This is a genomic window from Mycobacterium sp. IDUB_1, from assembly GCF_055419625.1.
In genome coordinates this window covers 1,734,339-1,749,401 of record NZ_JBVAYA010000001.1, presented here as the reverse complement: position 1 = coordinate 1,749,401, position 15,063 = coordinate 1,734,339, and the positions used below count along the sequence as shown (strand labels likewise).

13 protein-coding genes are annotated in these 15,063 nt (G+C 67.8%); 3 read left to right on the top strand and 10 right to left on the bottom strand.

Annotated features, from left to right (window positions below):
• The 7 genes from ACZYYX_RS08950 to ACZYYX_RS08920 form a co-directional block, all read right to left on the bottom strand.
• Entirely contained in the window at positions 1 to 957 is a 957-nt protein-coding gene (locus ACZYYX_RS08950) for an LLM class flavin-dependent oxidoreductase (protein ID WP_463814065.1), read from the bottom strand.
• Positions 954 to 2,615 (bottom strand): ABC transporter substrate-binding protein, encoded by a 1,662-nt coding sequence (locus ACZYYX_RS08945; protein ID WP_463814064.1) that lies wholly within the window; start codon positions 2,613 to 2,615, stop codon positions 954 to 956. Before ACZYYX_RS08945 ends, ACZYYX_RS08950 begins: the two co-directional genes overlap by 4 nt.
• 82 nt (positions 2,616 to 2,697) lie before the next feature.
• A complete protein-coding gene (locus tag ACZYYX_RS08940) occupies positions 2,698 to 4,317 on the bottom strand; it encodes a dipeptide ABC transporter ATP-binding protein (RefSeq protein ID WP_463814063.1) in 1,620 nt (539 codons plus the stop codon).
• A complete protein-coding gene (locus ACZYYX_RS08935; protein WP_463814062.1) occupies positions 4,314 to 5,174 on the bottom strand; it encodes an ABC transporter permease in 861 nt (286 codons plus the stop codon). The genes ACZYYX_RS08940 and ACZYYX_RS08935 overlap by 4 nt, the downstream gene beginning before the upstream one ends.
• Before the next feature lie 5 nt (positions 5,175 to 5,179).
• Complete coding sequence (locus ACZYYX_RS08930; protein WP_463814061.1) at positions 5,180 to 6,199, bottom strand: ABC transporter permease; 1,020 nt, start codon at positions 6,197 to 6,199, stop codon at positions 5,180 to 5,182.
• 18 nt (positions 6,200 to 6,217) lie between these two features.
• Positions 6,218 to 7,600: an NtaA/DmoA family FMN-dependent monooxygenase gene (locus ACZYYX_RS08925; RefSeq protein ID WP_463814060.1), complete on the bottom strand. Its 1,383-nt coding sequence runs from the start codon at positions 7,598 to 7,600 to the stop codon at positions 6,218 to 6,220.
• Between the two features lie 23 nt (positions 7,601 to 7,623).
• Positions 7,624 to 8,466: a sulfurtransferase gene (locus tag ACZYYX_RS08920; protein ID WP_463814059.1), complete on the bottom strand. Its 843-nt coding sequence runs from the start codon at positions 8,464 to 8,466 to the stop codon at positions 7,624 to 7,626.
• A 214-nt stretch (positions 8,467 to 8,680) separates the two neighbouring features.
• Between ACZYYX_RS08920 and ACZYYX_RS08915 the strand changes: the two genes are divergently transcribed.
• Complete coding sequence (locus ACZYYX_RS08915; RefSeq protein WP_463814058.1) at positions 8,681 to 9,502, top strand: sulfurtransferase; 822 nt, start codon at positions 8,681 to 8,683, stop codon at positions 9,500 to 9,502.
• Positions 9,499 to 10,794, top strand: coding sequence for an MFS transporter (locus ACZYYX_RS08910; protein WP_463814057.1), 1,296 nt, complete (start codon positions 9,499 to 9,501; stop codon positions 10,792 to 10,794). The genes ACZYYX_RS08915 and ACZYYX_RS08910 overlap by 4 nt, the downstream gene beginning before the upstream one ends.
• Before the next feature lie 4 nt (positions 10,795 to 10,798).
• Here the strand turns inward: ACZYYX_RS08910 and ACZYYX_RS08905 are convergent, their stop codons facing one another.
• From ACZYYX_RS08905 to ACZYYX_RS08895, 3 genes are read right to left on the bottom strand one after another with little or no spacing between them, the layout of a single operon-like run.
• On the bottom strand, positions 10,799 to 11,128 hold the full coding sequence (locus ACZYYX_RS08905; RefSeq protein ID WP_463814056.1) for a 4Fe-4S dicluster domain-containing protein: 330 nt from the start codon (positions 11,126 to 11,128) through the stop codon (positions 10,799 to 10,801).
• On the bottom strand, positions 11,125 to 12,687 hold the full coding sequence (locus ACZYYX_RS08900; protein WP_463814055.1) for an FAD-dependent oxidoreductase: 1,563 nt from the start codon (positions 12,685 to 12,687) through the stop codon (positions 11,125 to 11,127). The genes ACZYYX_RS08905 and ACZYYX_RS08900 overlap by 4 nt, the downstream gene beginning before the upstream one ends.
• A gap of 58 nt (positions 12,688 to 12,745) precedes the next feature.
• Positions 12,746 to 13,342 (bottom strand): TetR/AcrR family transcriptional regulator, encoded by a 597-nt coding sequence (locus ACZYYX_RS08895; RefSeq protein WP_463814054.1) that lies wholly within the window; start codon positions 13,340 to 13,342, stop codon positions 12,746 to 12,748.
• Between the two features lie 95 nt (positions 13,343 to 13,437).
• Between ACZYYX_RS08895 and ACZYYX_RS08890 the strand changes: the two genes are divergently transcribed.
• On the top strand, positions 13,438 to 15,063 hold the full coding sequence (locus ACZYYX_RS08890) for an amidohydrolase (RefSeq protein ID WP_463814053.1): 1,626 nt from the start codon (positions 13,438 to 13,440) through the stop codon (positions 15,061 to 15,063).

The following is a 15,063-nucleotide window of genomic DNA, read 5'->3' as shown; positions in this document are numbered from 1 at the left end:
TCAGGATGCGTAGGCATGGTTCGGGTTCGCAGCGCGTTCCGGTTCCAAGACGTACGACACCGTCCGCGCGAGACTGTCCCGCCACTGGCCGAGCGTCAGTTTCGCCGGCGCGACCTGGAGCAGCACCTCGTCGACGTGCTCGAGTTCGGCGTCGTTGCGGAGCAGCGTCCGCACGTGGTCAGCGTCGCCATACCAGGGATCGCCGTTTCCGTTCCGACGATGCAGGTCGATGGCGGCCTGTCCGGCCAGTGCACGGGCGGCGGCGGTCGTCTCCGCCACGATCACGGTGCGGGTGGCGGCGATCCGCTGCTGTGGGCCCGCACCCTCTCGGAACGCGTCGATGGCTTCGCTGTGCCGACGTAGATTCCCCTCGTAGTCGAGCGCTTTCGACGATCTCAGCAGCAGGTTGTCCCCGGCACGTCCGATCTCGCCCGCGTGCGCGGGGTCGCTGGCGACGCGCCACAATCGCTGGCGCAACCCCTGCTCCGGCGGATAGAGCCGCCGGCCGCCGCCGAGATCTGCGCCGGCGAGCACCTCCCGGAAGCGCGCGACCTTGTCGGAGTAGACCGTCAACCGGTCCTCCCAGTCGACACCGAACGGACCGAACGCCCAGTCCTCGAGTCCCGAGCCGAGACCGAGCTGCAGCCTCCCCCGTGACAGCGCGTCGGCGATCACCGCGTCTTCGGCCACCCGGATCGGATTCTCGAGCGTGATGACGACGACACCGGCACCGAGTTTGATGCGACGCGTTCGCTGACTGGCCGCGGCCAGGAACACCAGCGGCGAGGCGATCGTCCCCTTGTCGGATCTGAAGTGGTGGGAGGTGATCCACGCCGTCGACAACCCGAGATCCTCGGCGTAGGAGATCAGGTCCAAGCCGTCGTGGTACTGCTGGACCGGATCGGCCTCGGTGTCGTTGAGCCGGAAGAAGATTCCGAATTCCGGCAGTCTCGTCACTGGTCTTTCCACGTGTCGTAGGCCCAGAAGTTCACCATGCCGCGGGGCGGGTCCAGCCAGCGTTCGATCTCGTGGACCTGACTGGTGGCCGCGGCGTTGTAGCGTTCGGTGTACAACGGCAGCGTGGTGACCTGGTCGATCAATGCGTACTGAGCCACCTTGTTGTAGGCGTCCTTGCGCGCGGTGTCGTCGAGGGCGCCACGCCCGTCAGCCAGCCATCCGTCGACCACCGGATCCTCGAGTTTGGGCCCGTTGATGGCGCCGCCGGTCTCGTAGATCTTCTCCAGAACGACCCCGATGTCGACGCCGCCCACGGCGCGGGGGAAGGCTTCGTAGGCGTTGGCCTCGCGGACTACGTCGACGGTTCCCTCGTCGCGGAACTGAAGGTCCAGTGCAACGCCGGCGTTGGTCCGCAGCTCTGCTTGGTAGGCCTCGAGAACGGTGGACAGCGGCGGCTTCGGCTCGGTGGCGATCAGCCGAACGACGAGGCGTTGCCCCGCAGCGTTGGTCCGATAGCCGTCGCTGTCCCGGCCCGTCCATCCGGCCTGATCGAGCAACTGGTTGGCCAGGTCCACGTTGCCGCCGTAGGCATTCTCGTATTTGGCGTCGTAGTACGGGCTCTGCGGGCCGACGATGCTCCAGGCCCGCTCCGAACTCCCCTGCAGCACTGTGTCGATGATCGGGTTGAGGTCGACGGCTTCGCGCAGCGCGCGCCGGACTCGCACGTCTTTGGTGTTGTCCCCGGTGACGTTGAAGTACAGCGACCAGGGAGACACGTTGGACGGCTTGGACTCGAATTGGAAGCCGTCTACACCGTCGAACGAGGCGATGTCGGCGGGAGCCACCTGGGCGACGCCGTCCACCTCGCCGGAGGTGAGTAGTCCCGCGCGGACGTTGGGCTCCGGCACGATCTTGACCACCAGTGCGTCGAGGTAGGCGGGCCCCTGATGGGCTGCCAGTGCCGGCGCCGAGGTGTAGTTGTCATTCCGCGTGAAGCGGAGTTCGGAGCCGGGGACCACTTCGGTGAGGACGAACGGGCCGGTACCTGCGACCCCGACACCGCCCGCGGCGACGTCGGGTTTACTCAGGGACTTCGGCGAGATCTGCGCGCCCTGCAGGGATGCCAACGTGTTCAGCCAGTTCGCTGTCGGTTCCGAGAGCACGGTGCGCACCGTGTAGTCGTCGACGACTTCGGTGGACTTCAGCGTCTGGAACGTACTCTTGGCCGTCGACGGCGCATACTCCTTGTCGCCGGTGATCTTGTCGAAGTTGGCCTTGACGGCGGCGGCGTTGAACGGCTCACCGTCGGTGAACGTGACTCCCCGCTTCAGGGTGAACGTGTAGACCAGCCCGTCGGGAGAACGCTCCCACTTCTCGGCAAGCCACGGGTGGATGGTCTCGTCGTAGTCGATGGCCACCAGGCTGTCGTAGACATTGCGCAGCACTTGCACTTCGGTGCAGCACCCGCGGACGTGGGGGTTCAGGCCTTCTTCGGGGAAGTCGGACTGTGCCACGGTCAGCGTGCCGCCGCGCACGGGTTCGCCGCCGGCGGATCCGCCGCCGGAGTCGCTGCCGCACGCGGACAGCGTCAGGAGTGCGGCCAGCGCCAAGGCGGCCCAGCGCAGGACGACGGTTCGTGACGGTCGTTGGTGTCTCATCTCAGTGTTTCCATCTCGTGGGAGCCGCGCAGCGTGCGCGGCCCGCGGGGCGGGTGGGGGGTTGGTCAGGAACGTGGACAGGTCACAGGGCGGGCACCGCCGCGAGAAGCGCGCGGGTGTAGGAGTCACGCGGGGCGTCGAACACCTCGTCGGCGGTGCCCTCTTCCACTACGCGACCCCGGTACATCACGAGCACGCGGTCGGCGACGTGATGTACGACGCCGATGTCGTGGGAGATGAACAGCAGAGCGGTCTTTCGCGAAGCGCGAATCTCGAGCAATAGGTCGAGGATCTGCGCTTGGATGGAGACATCGAGCGCGGATACAGCTTCGTCGCACACCAGCAGTTCCGGATCCGATCCGAGGGCCCGCGCGATCGACACGCGTTGGCGCTGGCCGCCGGAAAGTGATCGCGGATGCCGGTCGATCACCGTTTCGGGCAGATGGACCAGGTCGAGAAGTTCCCGAATCCGCGCCTCGCGCTTGTCTTTCGACGGCTGCACCACGGCGACGGTCTCGTCGATGATCTCCCGCACGGTGAAGCGAGGATCGAAGGATGCGATCGAGTCTTGCGCGACGAGTTGCACGGCGCCCAGCCGTGGGGGTTGATGGCCGCGGCGTCCCGTCCAGCGCCGTCCGCCGATCTCCAGATAGCCGGTGTCCGTGGGGGTGAGTCCGGTCACGATGCGCGCGATCGTCGACTTGCCCGAACCGGATTCTCCGACCAGACCCACGATCTCGGCCCGCTGGATCGTGAAGCTGACATCGGCGGCGGCGGCGAACTCTTCTCGGCGGTGGCGCCGGTAGTACTTGCCTAACCCGACGGCCGCGACGACGGTGTCCGGGCCGACCGCCACCGGAGGCGGGGCCGGCGTGTCCGGGTCGCTGAGGCGGCGGCCGCGCGTCGCGCGCCCGGGAACCGCGGCCACCAGAGCGCGGGTGTAGTCGTGGCGCGGGGTACCGATCACCTCGCCGACGGGGCCCTGTTCGACGATGCTGCCCCGGTGCATGACCAGCACGTCGTCGGCAATCTCGGACACGACCGCGAGATCGTGACTGATCAGCAGGATGCCTCTGCCGTCATCGGCGAGTTCGCGCAGTAGGGCCAGAATTCTCGCCTGCACGGTGACATCGAGCGCGGTCGTCGGCTCGTCGGCGATGAGCACGTCGGGCTGCCCGGCGAGCGCCGACGCGATCAGCGCGCGTTGACGCAGGCCGCCCGACAGCTGGTGCGAATAGTTGCGCCGCCGGTACGACGGGTCGGGGATACCGACCGAGGCCAGGAGCGACTCGACGGCGTCGGTGCGCGTCTTGCGCGGGACGTTCAGCGCCTCGCTCACCTCCGCCTGCACGGTGCGCAGCGGGTCGAGCGACGTCAACGCGTCCTGGAGCACGAACCCGACCTGGGCGCCACGGACCGCACGCCACTCGGGCTCGGTGTAGGACCGGGCGTCGACCCCGAGGATGTTCAGAGTCGTTGCGGTGGTTCGGCTTCCGTCGCCGGCGAGACCGACGAGGCTGCGGGCGGTCACCGACTTCCCAGAACCGGATTCGCCGACGATCGCCGTGATGCGGCCTCGGTGGATGTGTAGGTCGATGTCAGCCACCACCTCCAGCGGCGACCCGTCGTCGTTCCGGACGCTGTCGAAAGCCACCGTCAGGCCCGTGACGTCCACTAGGAGATCGTCCGCGGAGGTCTTCACGCCTGGGCCCTTCGTTCGAAGCGGCGTTGCAGATGACGACCGGCGACCGAGACGCTCACGACGGTGAGGGTGATGAACGCCCCGGGGAAGAACCCGACCCACCACGCCAGGCGCAGGTCCTGCCGCGCGTCGGAGAGCATCGAGCCCCATTCGGGTAGCGGCGGGGTGGGTCCGAAACCCAGGAAGCTCAGTCCCGCAGCACCGATGATCGCGGTACCCACACCCAGCGTCGCGAGAACAGGAACGGTGCCGAGCGCATTGGGAAACACATGGCGGACTGTGCGCCGCATCGCCGACGAGATGGCGAGCCGAGACTGCGCCACATAGTCGGACTCGCGCACCCGCAGCGTTTCGGCGCGGACGACGCGTCCGTACCGCGGAGCCGACGCGATCGCGATCGCGGCGATGACGTTCGTCGTGCCGGGCCCGATCAGCGTGATCAGCATCAGCGCGAACAACAGGTCGGGGAAGGCACCCAGGGCATCGAAGACCCGCGAGATCGCCTCGTCGACGCGCCGGTGGGAAACTCCGGCGATCAGTCCGAGAACCACACCGATCACCACACCGATGGCGGTGGAGGCCACCCCGATGAGGATGGAGTAGCGCGCTCCGTGCACGACGCGGGACCACACGTCGCGCCCTAGGTGATCGGTTCCGAAGACGTGTTCCAGACTCGGCGCGGCAAGGGCGTTGGACATGTCGCTGGCCAGCGGGTCCCGCCCGGTGAACAACCCCGGAACGGCAACGGCGAGCAGGAGTAGAGCGAGAACGGCGACGGCGACGAGCACGCCGGGACGCCGGAATCGGGTCAACCCCGAGGACAGGGATCGGCCCGGAAATGCGAAAGTGGTTGCCATCGAGCTCATCCCACTCGTAACCGGGGGTCGATCCACAGATAGAGGATGTCGACGACGGTGTTGACCGCCACGTACAGCGCAACTGCGAGCAGCGTGATGCCCAGCACCACGGGTACGTCCTGGCGGGTGACGGCGACGACGGTGGCCTGCCCGATGCCGGGCCGGCCGAACACCTGCTCGACGATGACGGTGCCGGTGAGCATGCCGCCGACCGACCAGCCGGCAAGGGTTGCAGCCGGAATCAGCGCATGCCGCAGACCGTGACGCACCTTCAGGCGCCACGGTGAGATGCCGCGCGCCACCGCGCTCACGGCGTAAGGCTGTTCCAGCGACCGTTCGATGCCTTCGCGAAGAACCTGCGATAGCACCGCGGCCAGCGGCAGACCCAGGGTGAGGCTGGGCAGGATCAGCTTCGCGGCCGTGCTGCCTCCCACCACCGGGAAGAGCCCGAGTTGGAACGACAGCACCGTGATGAACACGATTCCCAGCCAGAACGTCGGGATGGACGCGAACGTCAACTCACCCAGGTAGGTGATCCGAGCACCCACGCCGCGCCGTCCCGCGGTGGACAGGGCGACCAGCAGCGCCACCGTGACGGCGATCAACGTGGCCGTGCAGGTGAGTTGTGCACTGGCGATCAGACGATGCCCGAACAGGATGTCGCTGACCGGCACTCGTTGCACATAGGACGTCCCGAAGTCGCCGTGGAGCAGGCGAACCAGGAAGTCGAGATACTGCACCATCAGAGGCTTGTCGAGGCCCCATTGGGCTTCGATGGCCGCGCGGAGTGCGGGGGTGTCGAATTCACCCATCAGCAGCGTGACGGGGTCCCCGGGAGACAGGTGGACGGCCAGAAAGGCTGCGGACGCGGCCAACCACAACACGACTGCCGCGGCGAAGATTTTCTCGCCGATGTAGCGCAATTGGAAAGCCAGTCCTGACCAACGGCCGGTGTGTCGCACATGTGGCGCGGGAAGAGCCGTGGGAACCGGCAGGCCTGCGTGTGTGGTCTCGAGGAGCGTCATCGTGATCGCGTCAGGCGGTCAGCCGAACGCGGCCTCCCCCACCGTGTGCAAGCTCTTACCGGAAGCGACGTGACCGTCGAAGCCGTCGTCGGGGCGCTCCAGACCCAGAGTGTCGCGCAGCGTGGACCCTGGATACTCGGTGCGGAACACACCTCGTTGTTGCAGCAGTGGCACCACGTGATCCACGAACTCGGTTGCCACGTCCGGTAATTGCGCGGCCATGATGTTGAAGCCGTCGGCGGCACCGGCCTTCACCCAGGTCTCGATCTGGTCGGCGACCTGTTCGGGCGCACCGATCGCGGTGACATGAGTCAACCCACCACCCTGACGGGCCAGGATCTGCCGCACGGTGTACCGCTCGCGCCGCGCCGTGCCGATCAGTGCGGCGAAATGCCCTCCCTGCGCGCCGAGTTCACCGTCGGCCGGAACCAGATCCCATGGCAATTCCCGGTCCAGATCGAGCGCCTCGACGGGAACGCCGATCTGCAGTGCCAGCGCGTTGATCGCGAAATGTTCGGTGTGCAGTTCGCGCAGTTCGATCTCGCGCGCACGGGCCTCGGCCTCGGTGGGAGCGACGAGGGTGATCAGACCGGGAAGCACACGGATCGTGTCAGGGTCGCGGCCCCAGCCCCGGGCCCGCTCCCGCACGGTGTCGCGGAACGCGATGGCCGATTCGATCGTCGGCTGCACGGTGTACACGGCGTCGGCGAACCTCGATGCCAGGCCGATTCCGTCCGGCGAGGAACCGGCCTGGACCAGGACCGGATGTCCCTGGGGAGAACGCGGCAAGGGCAGCGGTCCGGCGGCATTGATGAATTCGCCGGTGTAATCGACTGCCCTGATCCGCTTTTCGTCGACATACGTGCCGGTGGCGCGGTCGGCGACCCAGGCGTCGTCGGCCCAGCCGTCCCAGAGTGCCAGCACGGCCTCGACGAACTCGTGCGCCCGGCGGTATCGGGCGTCGTGATCGAGCCCCTGGTCCCGGCCGAAGTTGCGTGCCACGTCGTCACCGTTGGTGGCAACGATATTCCAGGCCGCACGGCCGCTGCTGATGTGGTCGAGTGTGGAGATGCGCCGCGCGAGGTTGTAGGCAGAGTTGTAGGAACTGGAACCGGTGGCGACCAGACCGATGTGGGATGTGTGCTGGGCCACGGCGGCGAAAGCCAGTGTCGGATCCAAACCGCGGAAAGGGCGGTACTCACCTCGGTAGCGCCATACCGGGGTGTCGGCGAGGAACACGGCGTCGAACAGCCCGCGTTCGGCGATTTTGGCGACCTCGATGTAGTGCTCGAGGCTCGAGTACTGGTGGGCGTCGCCGTCTCCTGCGCGCCATGCTCCGGGGAACACACCGCCGGGAATCAGGTTGAGATTGAGGGTGATCGAATCGTGAGGAAAGCTCATGTGGTTCTTTCGTTGTCGCGCCGCTATTTTTCGATGGGGAAGCCGACGATGCTGCCCCACTCGGTCCAGGAGCCGTCGTAGACACGGACGTTGTCGATGCCGAGCACCTCGGACAGCGCGATCCAACCCAGTGTCGAGCGGTGCGAAAGTCGGCAGTAGTTGATCACGAGATTGTCTGTGGCACCGATCTTCTCGCTGACAATGCGCTGCAGTTCAGCACGGTCCCGCAGCCGCCCGTGGGCGTCGAGCAGGTCGCGGAAGAACAGGTGCCGGGCGCCGGGAATCCGACCGTGCCGTTCGGCGCCGTGGTCGAGAGGGGCGTTCGGTCCGCTGACCCGTGCGCCGCTGTACTCCTCGGGGGTGCGGTAATCCACGATCACGACGTCGTCGCGATCCAGCAGCGCGCGCACGTCGTCGCGGCCGATGCGCAGCCTCTCGTGCTCGGCGGTGGGTTCGGGAACCGGCAGAGGTGAGCGGGGGGCGACCCGTTCCACGGTGCGGTCGGAGTCGGCACCCGATGCCCGCCATGCCTCCAACCCCCCGTCCAGATAGGCGATGTCGTCGTATCCGCGGACGCGCAGCGCCCACAGCACGTAGGCGGCGAACTGCGTCGGGTCGCCGGCCAGAACGATGCGCGACCCTTCGCCGGCGCCGAGACGGAACAGCCGCGCGGACAGCTCCGCTCCGGTGGCGAGCTCCCGCTCGAGCGGATGCCAGGCGAGGTCCTTCCAGTACACAGGCCGCGCGCCGGGAATGAGTGCGCGCTCGGGAGCGGTGGCATGGACCTCGATGACGGCCAGGTTCGGGTCGCCGAGGCCGGCATCGAGCTCCTCGACCGAGACGATGCTGCGGGTGATGAGAGCCATCACGCTCCTTTTGTGTCACTTCGCAATTGATACAAAACCATTGCTGTGCAAGCACATTAAGGAGCTTTGCGGGCGACCGTCCATAATTTCCCTTGCCACGAGAATAAGTCGGGCGAGTTTGCGTCAGGCGTAGTTTTTCCCGACCCCGCGTGCCGCTCGCAATGTTATGAAACATAACTCGGGAACAGGCACGTTCAGAGTGAGGAGAAAACTGATGGGTGACACGGCGCGCTCGGCTCACCTGATCGACGCCGAGGAACTCGCCCGCCGGCCGCAGACCGTGGTGCTGGACGTTCGCTTCGTCGCCGAGGAGGACCGGCCCGACCCTGAGGCCTACCGGGCTGCGCACATCGCCGGCGCCGTCTTCGTTGATGTGGACCGCGATCTCGCCGGAACGAGCACGGGCCGTAATGGCAAGCGTCCGCTGCCTGACCCCGCAGACTTCGAGAAGACGGTCCGACGGTGGGGAATCGACTCCGACACCGAGGTCGTCGTCTATGGAACGCCGCGCTCTGCCGCACCGGCACGGGCGTGGTGGCTGCTGAGGTGGGCCGGCATCGACTCGGTCCGTGTGCTCGACGGCGGCTTCGACGCGTGGCGCGGCGAGATCGCTGTCGGCGAATCGGAGACGGGCAGGCCGGAATCCGCGTTCACCATCCGGCCGGGTGGTCTGCCGGTCGTGGAGATCGATGAGGTGCCCGGATTCGCCGACCAGGGATTGTTGTTCGACGCCCGCCCCGCCGCCAAATTCTCACACCCGTTCGACGCGGCTGCGGGACACATACCCGGCGCTCGCAGTGCTCCGATCGTCGAATACTTCGACGCAGCAGGGTATCTACTGCCCGATGACGCTCTGCGCGCCACCGCGGCCGCGTTCGGCATCGCGGCGGGCACCGAACCGGCGGCGTATTGCGGCAGCGGGGTCGCCGCGTCATCGGAGGTGTTCGTGCTGTCAATTCTGGGCGTGCGGGCGCGCCTCTACGTGGGGTCGGCATCGGAGTGGACCGCCGATCCGTCCCGCAGCCTCGCGCGGTGAGCCCGCCCGGCACGCGCCGCAGGCTCCTGCTCGACCTCTCCCCGTTCCGGGAAAGCCGCGCCTTCGGCCGATTGTGGGCGGGCACCGCACTGGGCAGCATCGGGCAGGAGATGACGGTCGTCACCGTCGCCCTGCAGGTGTACTCCATCACCTCGTCGACGTTCGCGGTGTCGCTGATCGCCGGTATCGCTCTGGCTCCCATGGTCGTCATCGGCCTGTACGGAGGCACTCTGGCCGACAGGTTCGACCGACGTCGCGTCGCGATGGTCGCCTCCGTGGTGTCATGGATGGCGATCCTCGTGCTGACCGGCCACGCCTGGCTGGGCGGCACGTCGCTGTGGATCCTCTACGCCGCGGCCACGGTCAATTCGGTGGCGAACACGGTCGGAGGCATCACTCGCCGCGCCATCGTGCCGCGATTACTGCCCCGCGAACTGCTGCCGGCGGCCGCCGCACTCAACGGCATCAACATGGGTCTGATGGCGACGATCGGTCCCCTGCTGGGTGCCGCGGCGGTCGGGGCCGGCGGATTCCAGACCGCATTCCTGGTGGACGCGGTATTGCACACCGCAGCGTTCATAGGGGTGTGGTCCCTGCCGGCCCTGCGGCCGCTGGACCGGGTGCGGCAGCTCGGCGCGCTGCGGGCGGTACGGGACGGCCTGGGCTATCTGCGGCGCGCCGACAACATCCGATTCGCGCTGACACTCGATCTCGTCGCGATGGCCTTGGTCCAGCCGCGGGTGCTGTTCCCCGCACTCGGGGCGGTGACGTTGGGCGGCGGCGTCACGACCGTGGGCGTGCTGGTCGCGGCGTCGGCGGCGGGCGCCATGGTCAACGCACTGTTCTCCGGCTGGACCGGCACAGTGCGTCGGCAGGGCGTCGCCATCCTGGTGGTGTCCTATCTTTACGCGGCGTCCATCGTCGCCGGCGGTGTCGTGATCCTGATCGCGCTGGCGCGACCGGCACACGGAACGGCGACTGCCGCGATCGCGGCGCTGGCAGCGACTCTGGCGGTCGGAGGCGCGGCCGACGGGGTGTCGGCGATCTTCCGCGGGGCGATTCTGCAGGCCGCGGTGCCCGATGAGTTGCGAGGCCGAGTGCAGAGCATCTTCTCGATCATCGTGACAGGGGGACCGCGGGTCGGCGATGTGGTGACCGGCGCGGTGGCCAGCGCATTCGCGATCTGGAGTCCGCTGACAGCAGGCGGCCTCGCCATGCTTCTGGTGGTCTGGCTGCTGAGCCGCCGGGTCTCTTCCTTCCGGGACTACGACCGCGACGATCCGAAGCCCTGAGCGTTCACGCCATGTCCGGCTGAATGGCGTTGCGCGCAACCAGAGTTCGCCCCTTGCCCCACCCCAGCGCACTCCGATACGAGCCGAGCAGGCCAGCGCTCTCGACGTGTTCGAGGCTGCGCAGTGGTGAGCTGACAGGCGCCGGTTCGACGATCGGGGCGACGAAGAGGGCGTCGACAGGGCAGTAGGCCTCGCACTGGAAGCATGTCTGGCAGTCGAGGTGGCGCGCGATCACCGGCACTCCGTCGGCGCCACGGTCGAAAACCCTGGTGGGACAGATGTCGATGCAGCGGTCACACCCGATACACCGATCACTGTCGACGATCTCGATCATGCGGCGTGTCTCCGGTCATCCAACCATCGCGGCTCGGGAACTGACCACAGCTCCTCGAGCCCACCGGTGATCAATCGGTGGGACTGCGCCGGGTCGGGTTCGGGATGGTCGAATCGGCGATGCATCCCGCGGCTTTCCGTGCGCGCCAACGCCGCGTGGTACATCCACCGGCCGTGGGCCAGCATGGCAGCCGCCTCGCGAGCGCGGAACCGGTCTTCGCCCGTCGCTCGCGGTGACGTCCGAGTCGAGTTCCATAGATCGTTCAACACGGCCAACGCGGGTCCGAGCCGGTCGCCGTGGCGGAGGCAGTTGATGTCGTAGGGCAACACCTGACTCTTCACGTCGTCGACGACGCCGCGGTGTGCGGTGATCTCGGAACCCTCGGTGGCGACGGCCTCGGGCGCGGGCCGACCCCGATGCCTCGCGAAGTCCGCCGCCCCGGTGCCTGCCCATCCCCCGGAGCAGGCTGCCCAGGACGCGTTGTGCGCCCCGCCGCCCGTCCACGCGCCCGTGATCAGTTCGCGGGTGGCCGTGTCGCCGGCCGCATAGAGTCCGGGAACATCTGTGGCGCAGTCGATTCCGGCGATACGGACACCGCCGGTGCCGCGCACGGTGCCTTCGGTCACGAGGGTGATCTCGAAGGGCTCGGTGAACGGGTCGATGCCGAGCCGGTCGAAGCCGAGGAAGAAGTTGGGCTGCGCGGTGCGCATCATCGCCTGCTGTGCGGGTGCTGCGCGGTCGATGCAGGCCAGAACCGGTTCGCTGAGCAACGTCTGCGCGAGCACCGTGCGGTCTTTGGAGCGCGGGATGTCGAGAACAGATCCGTCGGCACGGTAGAACGTCGCCCAGTTGTAGAAGGCGTTCTTGGTGATACCGGTGCCCTTGGGGGCGATCGCATACGCGTTGGAGAATTCCATCCCCGAGAGCACTGCGCCCGCCTCGACGGCCATCAGGGCACCGTCACCGGTGTCGACGTCACACCCCAGCGTCTTCGACCGGAATGCGCACCCTCCGGCGGCCATCACCACGGCGCCCGCGTCGATCCGTACGCCTCGACCGGTGCTGCGTTCGACGGCCTCGGCTCCAGACACGACACCGTCGTGGAGGAGTAGACACAGCGCCGGCGTGTGATCGAGGATGCGCACGCCCAGCCTCTGCACCCGTAACCGTTGGCGGCGCATGTACTCGGGCCCTTGGAGGTCGTCTTTGACGAGGCAGCCGTCAGGGCCGATCGGAAACGGGTAGCGCTGCACCCGCGCGAGTTCGTCCATCCGCGAGTAGGTTTCGTCGAGCACGCGCATCATCCAGGTGCGATCGGTCAGGCCCGCGCCGAGCTTCTCGCGGGAGAGGACAGCCGCCTCACGCTGGTCGCGCTCGACGTACCAGACTCCTGTGCCTGCTGACGCTGTCGCGCCGCTCGTGCCGGTGTAGCCCTTGTCGACCAGCACGACGTCGACGCCGGCCTCCGCCGCTCGGATCGCGGCCCACGTTCCCGCGGGCCCACCCCCGATCACCAGCACGTCGGTCTGCAGGCACACGTCATTGCGCGAGGTGCTCACTCCTGGCGATGCTGCCGCAGTCAGGTGCGGCGACGAAACCCTTTGAATCCGGGTGATTTCACCCCAGCCCGCGCAACAGCACCGCGAGACCGAACTCGAACGCGTCGTCGGCGCGTTGTGGTTTGGGTGCTCCGGTCTCCAGTGCGGCGGCCAATTCCGGCCCGACTTCTTCGCGGTGGCGCCACGGCTGGTCCGGCGCGGCGACATCCAACGCGGAGCCGAGCACGTAGGAATCCACCAGTGTGATGGACCGCAGAGTGTCTGCCGGGTCGAAGCCCGCACGAGTGAGAGTGGCCGCCAACGCGTTGTACATCGTGATGGCCTGCGGGCTGTTGACCGCGTACTCGGTGAGCAGCGGGATGAGCTGCGGGTAGCGGGCGAAGCTGCGCCGGTAGGAGCGTGCGATGTCGGCGACCACATCGCGCCACGGTCGCTCGGGGTCGTCGACGGGCAGCTCGACGTCGGACATCGCGCGCTCGCGCAGGAGTTCGACCACGTCGTCGCGGCCGCCGACGTGGTTGTACAGGGACGACGGGCGCACCCGCAGCTTGCGGGCGACCCCGGCGATCGTGAAGCCACCGGTGCTGATCACCAGGTCCAGGGCGGCCTCGGCGATCCGGTCGGGCGACAGCAGAGGCGTACGGGGTCGGCCCACGTCGTGCTCCCCTCTTGCACGGTCGGGTGAGTGAGTCCACAATAAACGAACTTCATTCGTTTTAGGAGTTCGATGACCTTCACTCTGGTGCTCGCGTGAGCGCGACGCTGTTCACAGGTGGCGTGGTGTGGACGGGCGAGACGGAGACCGACGCCGTCCTCGTCGTCGACGGTGTCGTCGCCGCCCTCGGTGAGGACGCGAAAGCAAGCGCCGCACAGGCAGAGACGATCGATCTCGGCGGCGGCTTCCTGATGCCGTCGTTCGGCGACGGACACGCCCATCCGCTCTACGGCGGCCTGGAGTCCGTCGGGCCGGCCGTGCGGCCGTGCACATCGGTCGACGAGATCGTGCTGGCCGTCAAGCAGTATGCGGAAGATCATCCCGACGAGGACTGGATCGTCGGCGCCTCCTATGACGGCAGCCTCGCCCCCGGCGGGCTGTTCGACGCGCGCTGGCTCGACGCGGCGGTGCCGGATCGGCCAGTGGTGTTGCGCGCGTGGGATTACCACACGGTGTGGTGCAACAGCGTGGCGCTGCAGCGCGCGGGCATCACCGCCGACACTCCCGACCCGGCGCTCGGCGAGATCCCGCACCGCGACGACGGATCGGTGCTCGGCACGCTGCGCGAGTGGGGCGCAACCGATCTCGTGATGAACGTGATGCCCCCGCGCGACGAGGACGTCCGCATCGGGGCTCTCGGTACCGCCGCCGACTACTACCTCTCCCGCGGCGTGACGTGGGTGCAGGACGCCTGGGTCGAACCGGCCGATGTCGCCACGTACGTCGAGGCGGCCCGCCGCGGTGCCTTGCGCATGCGTTTCAACCTCGCTCTCTACGGCGATCCGCGCCACTTCGACAGCCAGGTCACCCATTTCGCCGAGCAGCAGCGCGCGGTGGCCGACGCCGCGAACCCCCTGCTCACCGCGAACACGGTGAAGTTCTTCGCCGACGGAGTCGTGGAGAACGAGACCGGTGCGCTGCTGGCGCCCTACTGCACCGGAATGCACGCGCACGAGAACCGCGGGATGCGGAACTGGGAAGGCGACTCGCTGGCGCACGCCGCCCAACGCGTCGACGAGCTCGGACTGCAGATCCACATCCACGCGATCGGTGACGCCGCGGTGCGCCAGGCCCTCGACGCCATCGAATACGTTGTCGCACAGAACGGTCCTCGCGATCGTCGGCCGGTGATCGCACACTGCCAACTCATCGACGAGGCCGACCTGTCGCGGTTCGCCGCGCTGGGCGTGATCCCGAACATGCAGCCGCTGTGGGCGCAGCTCGACGCGCTGATGACGGTCCTCACGGTCCCCCGGCTCGGCACCGAACGCTCGGACCGTCAGTATCCGATCCGCACGCTGGACACCTCCGGCGCGCCGCTGGGCTTCGGCTCGGATTGGCCGGTGTCCTCCGGCGCCCCGCTCGACGGGATCGCCGTGGCGGCCTCACGACGCACCGCCGCGGGCGAGCCGGAGGGCGGCTGGACGCCGCACGAGATCCTGCCTGTGGAGCGCGCACTGTCGGCATATACCGCCGGCGTTGCGAATCAGGCGTTCGCTGATAACGATTGGGGCGTTATCGCCCCGGGGGCGAGCGCCGACCTGGTATGGCTGGACCGCGACCCACGGGCCGTGCCGCCGCTGGATCTTCCCGGTATCGGCATCCGCGCCACCTACCTGCGCGGCGCACCGGCCTACCGGGCCGAGAACGGAGAGAACTGA

Coding starts and splice junctions, on each gene's coding strand:
- ACZYYX_RS08930 (WP_463814061.1), bottom strand. CDS start 6,199: ATGACGCTCCTCGAGACCACACACGCAGGCCTGCCGGTTCCCACGGCT.
- ACZYYX_RS08935 (WP_463814062.1), bottom strand. CDS start 5,174: ATGGCAACCACTTTCGCATTTCCGGGCCGATCCCTGTCCTCGGGGTTG.
- ACZYYX_RS08905 (WP_463814056.1), bottom strand. CDS start 11,128: ATGATCGAGATCGTCGACAGTGATCGGTGTATCGGGTGTGACCGCTGC.
- ACZYYX_RS08915 (WP_463814058.1), top strand. CDS start 8,681: ATGGGTGACACGGCGCGCTCGGCTCACCTGATCGACGCCGAGGAACTC.
- ACZYYX_RS08920 (WP_463814059.1), bottom strand. CDS start 8,466: ATGGCTCTCATCACCCGCAGCATCGTCTCGGTCGAGGAGCTCGATGCC.
- ACZYYX_RS08925 (WP_463814060.1), bottom strand. CDS start 7,600: ATGAGCTTTCCTCACGATTCGATCACCCTCAATCTCAACCTGATTCCC.
- ACZYYX_RS08945 (WP_463814064.1), bottom strand. CDS start 2,615: ATGAGACACCAACGACCGTCACGAACCGTCGTCCTGCGCTGGGCCGCC.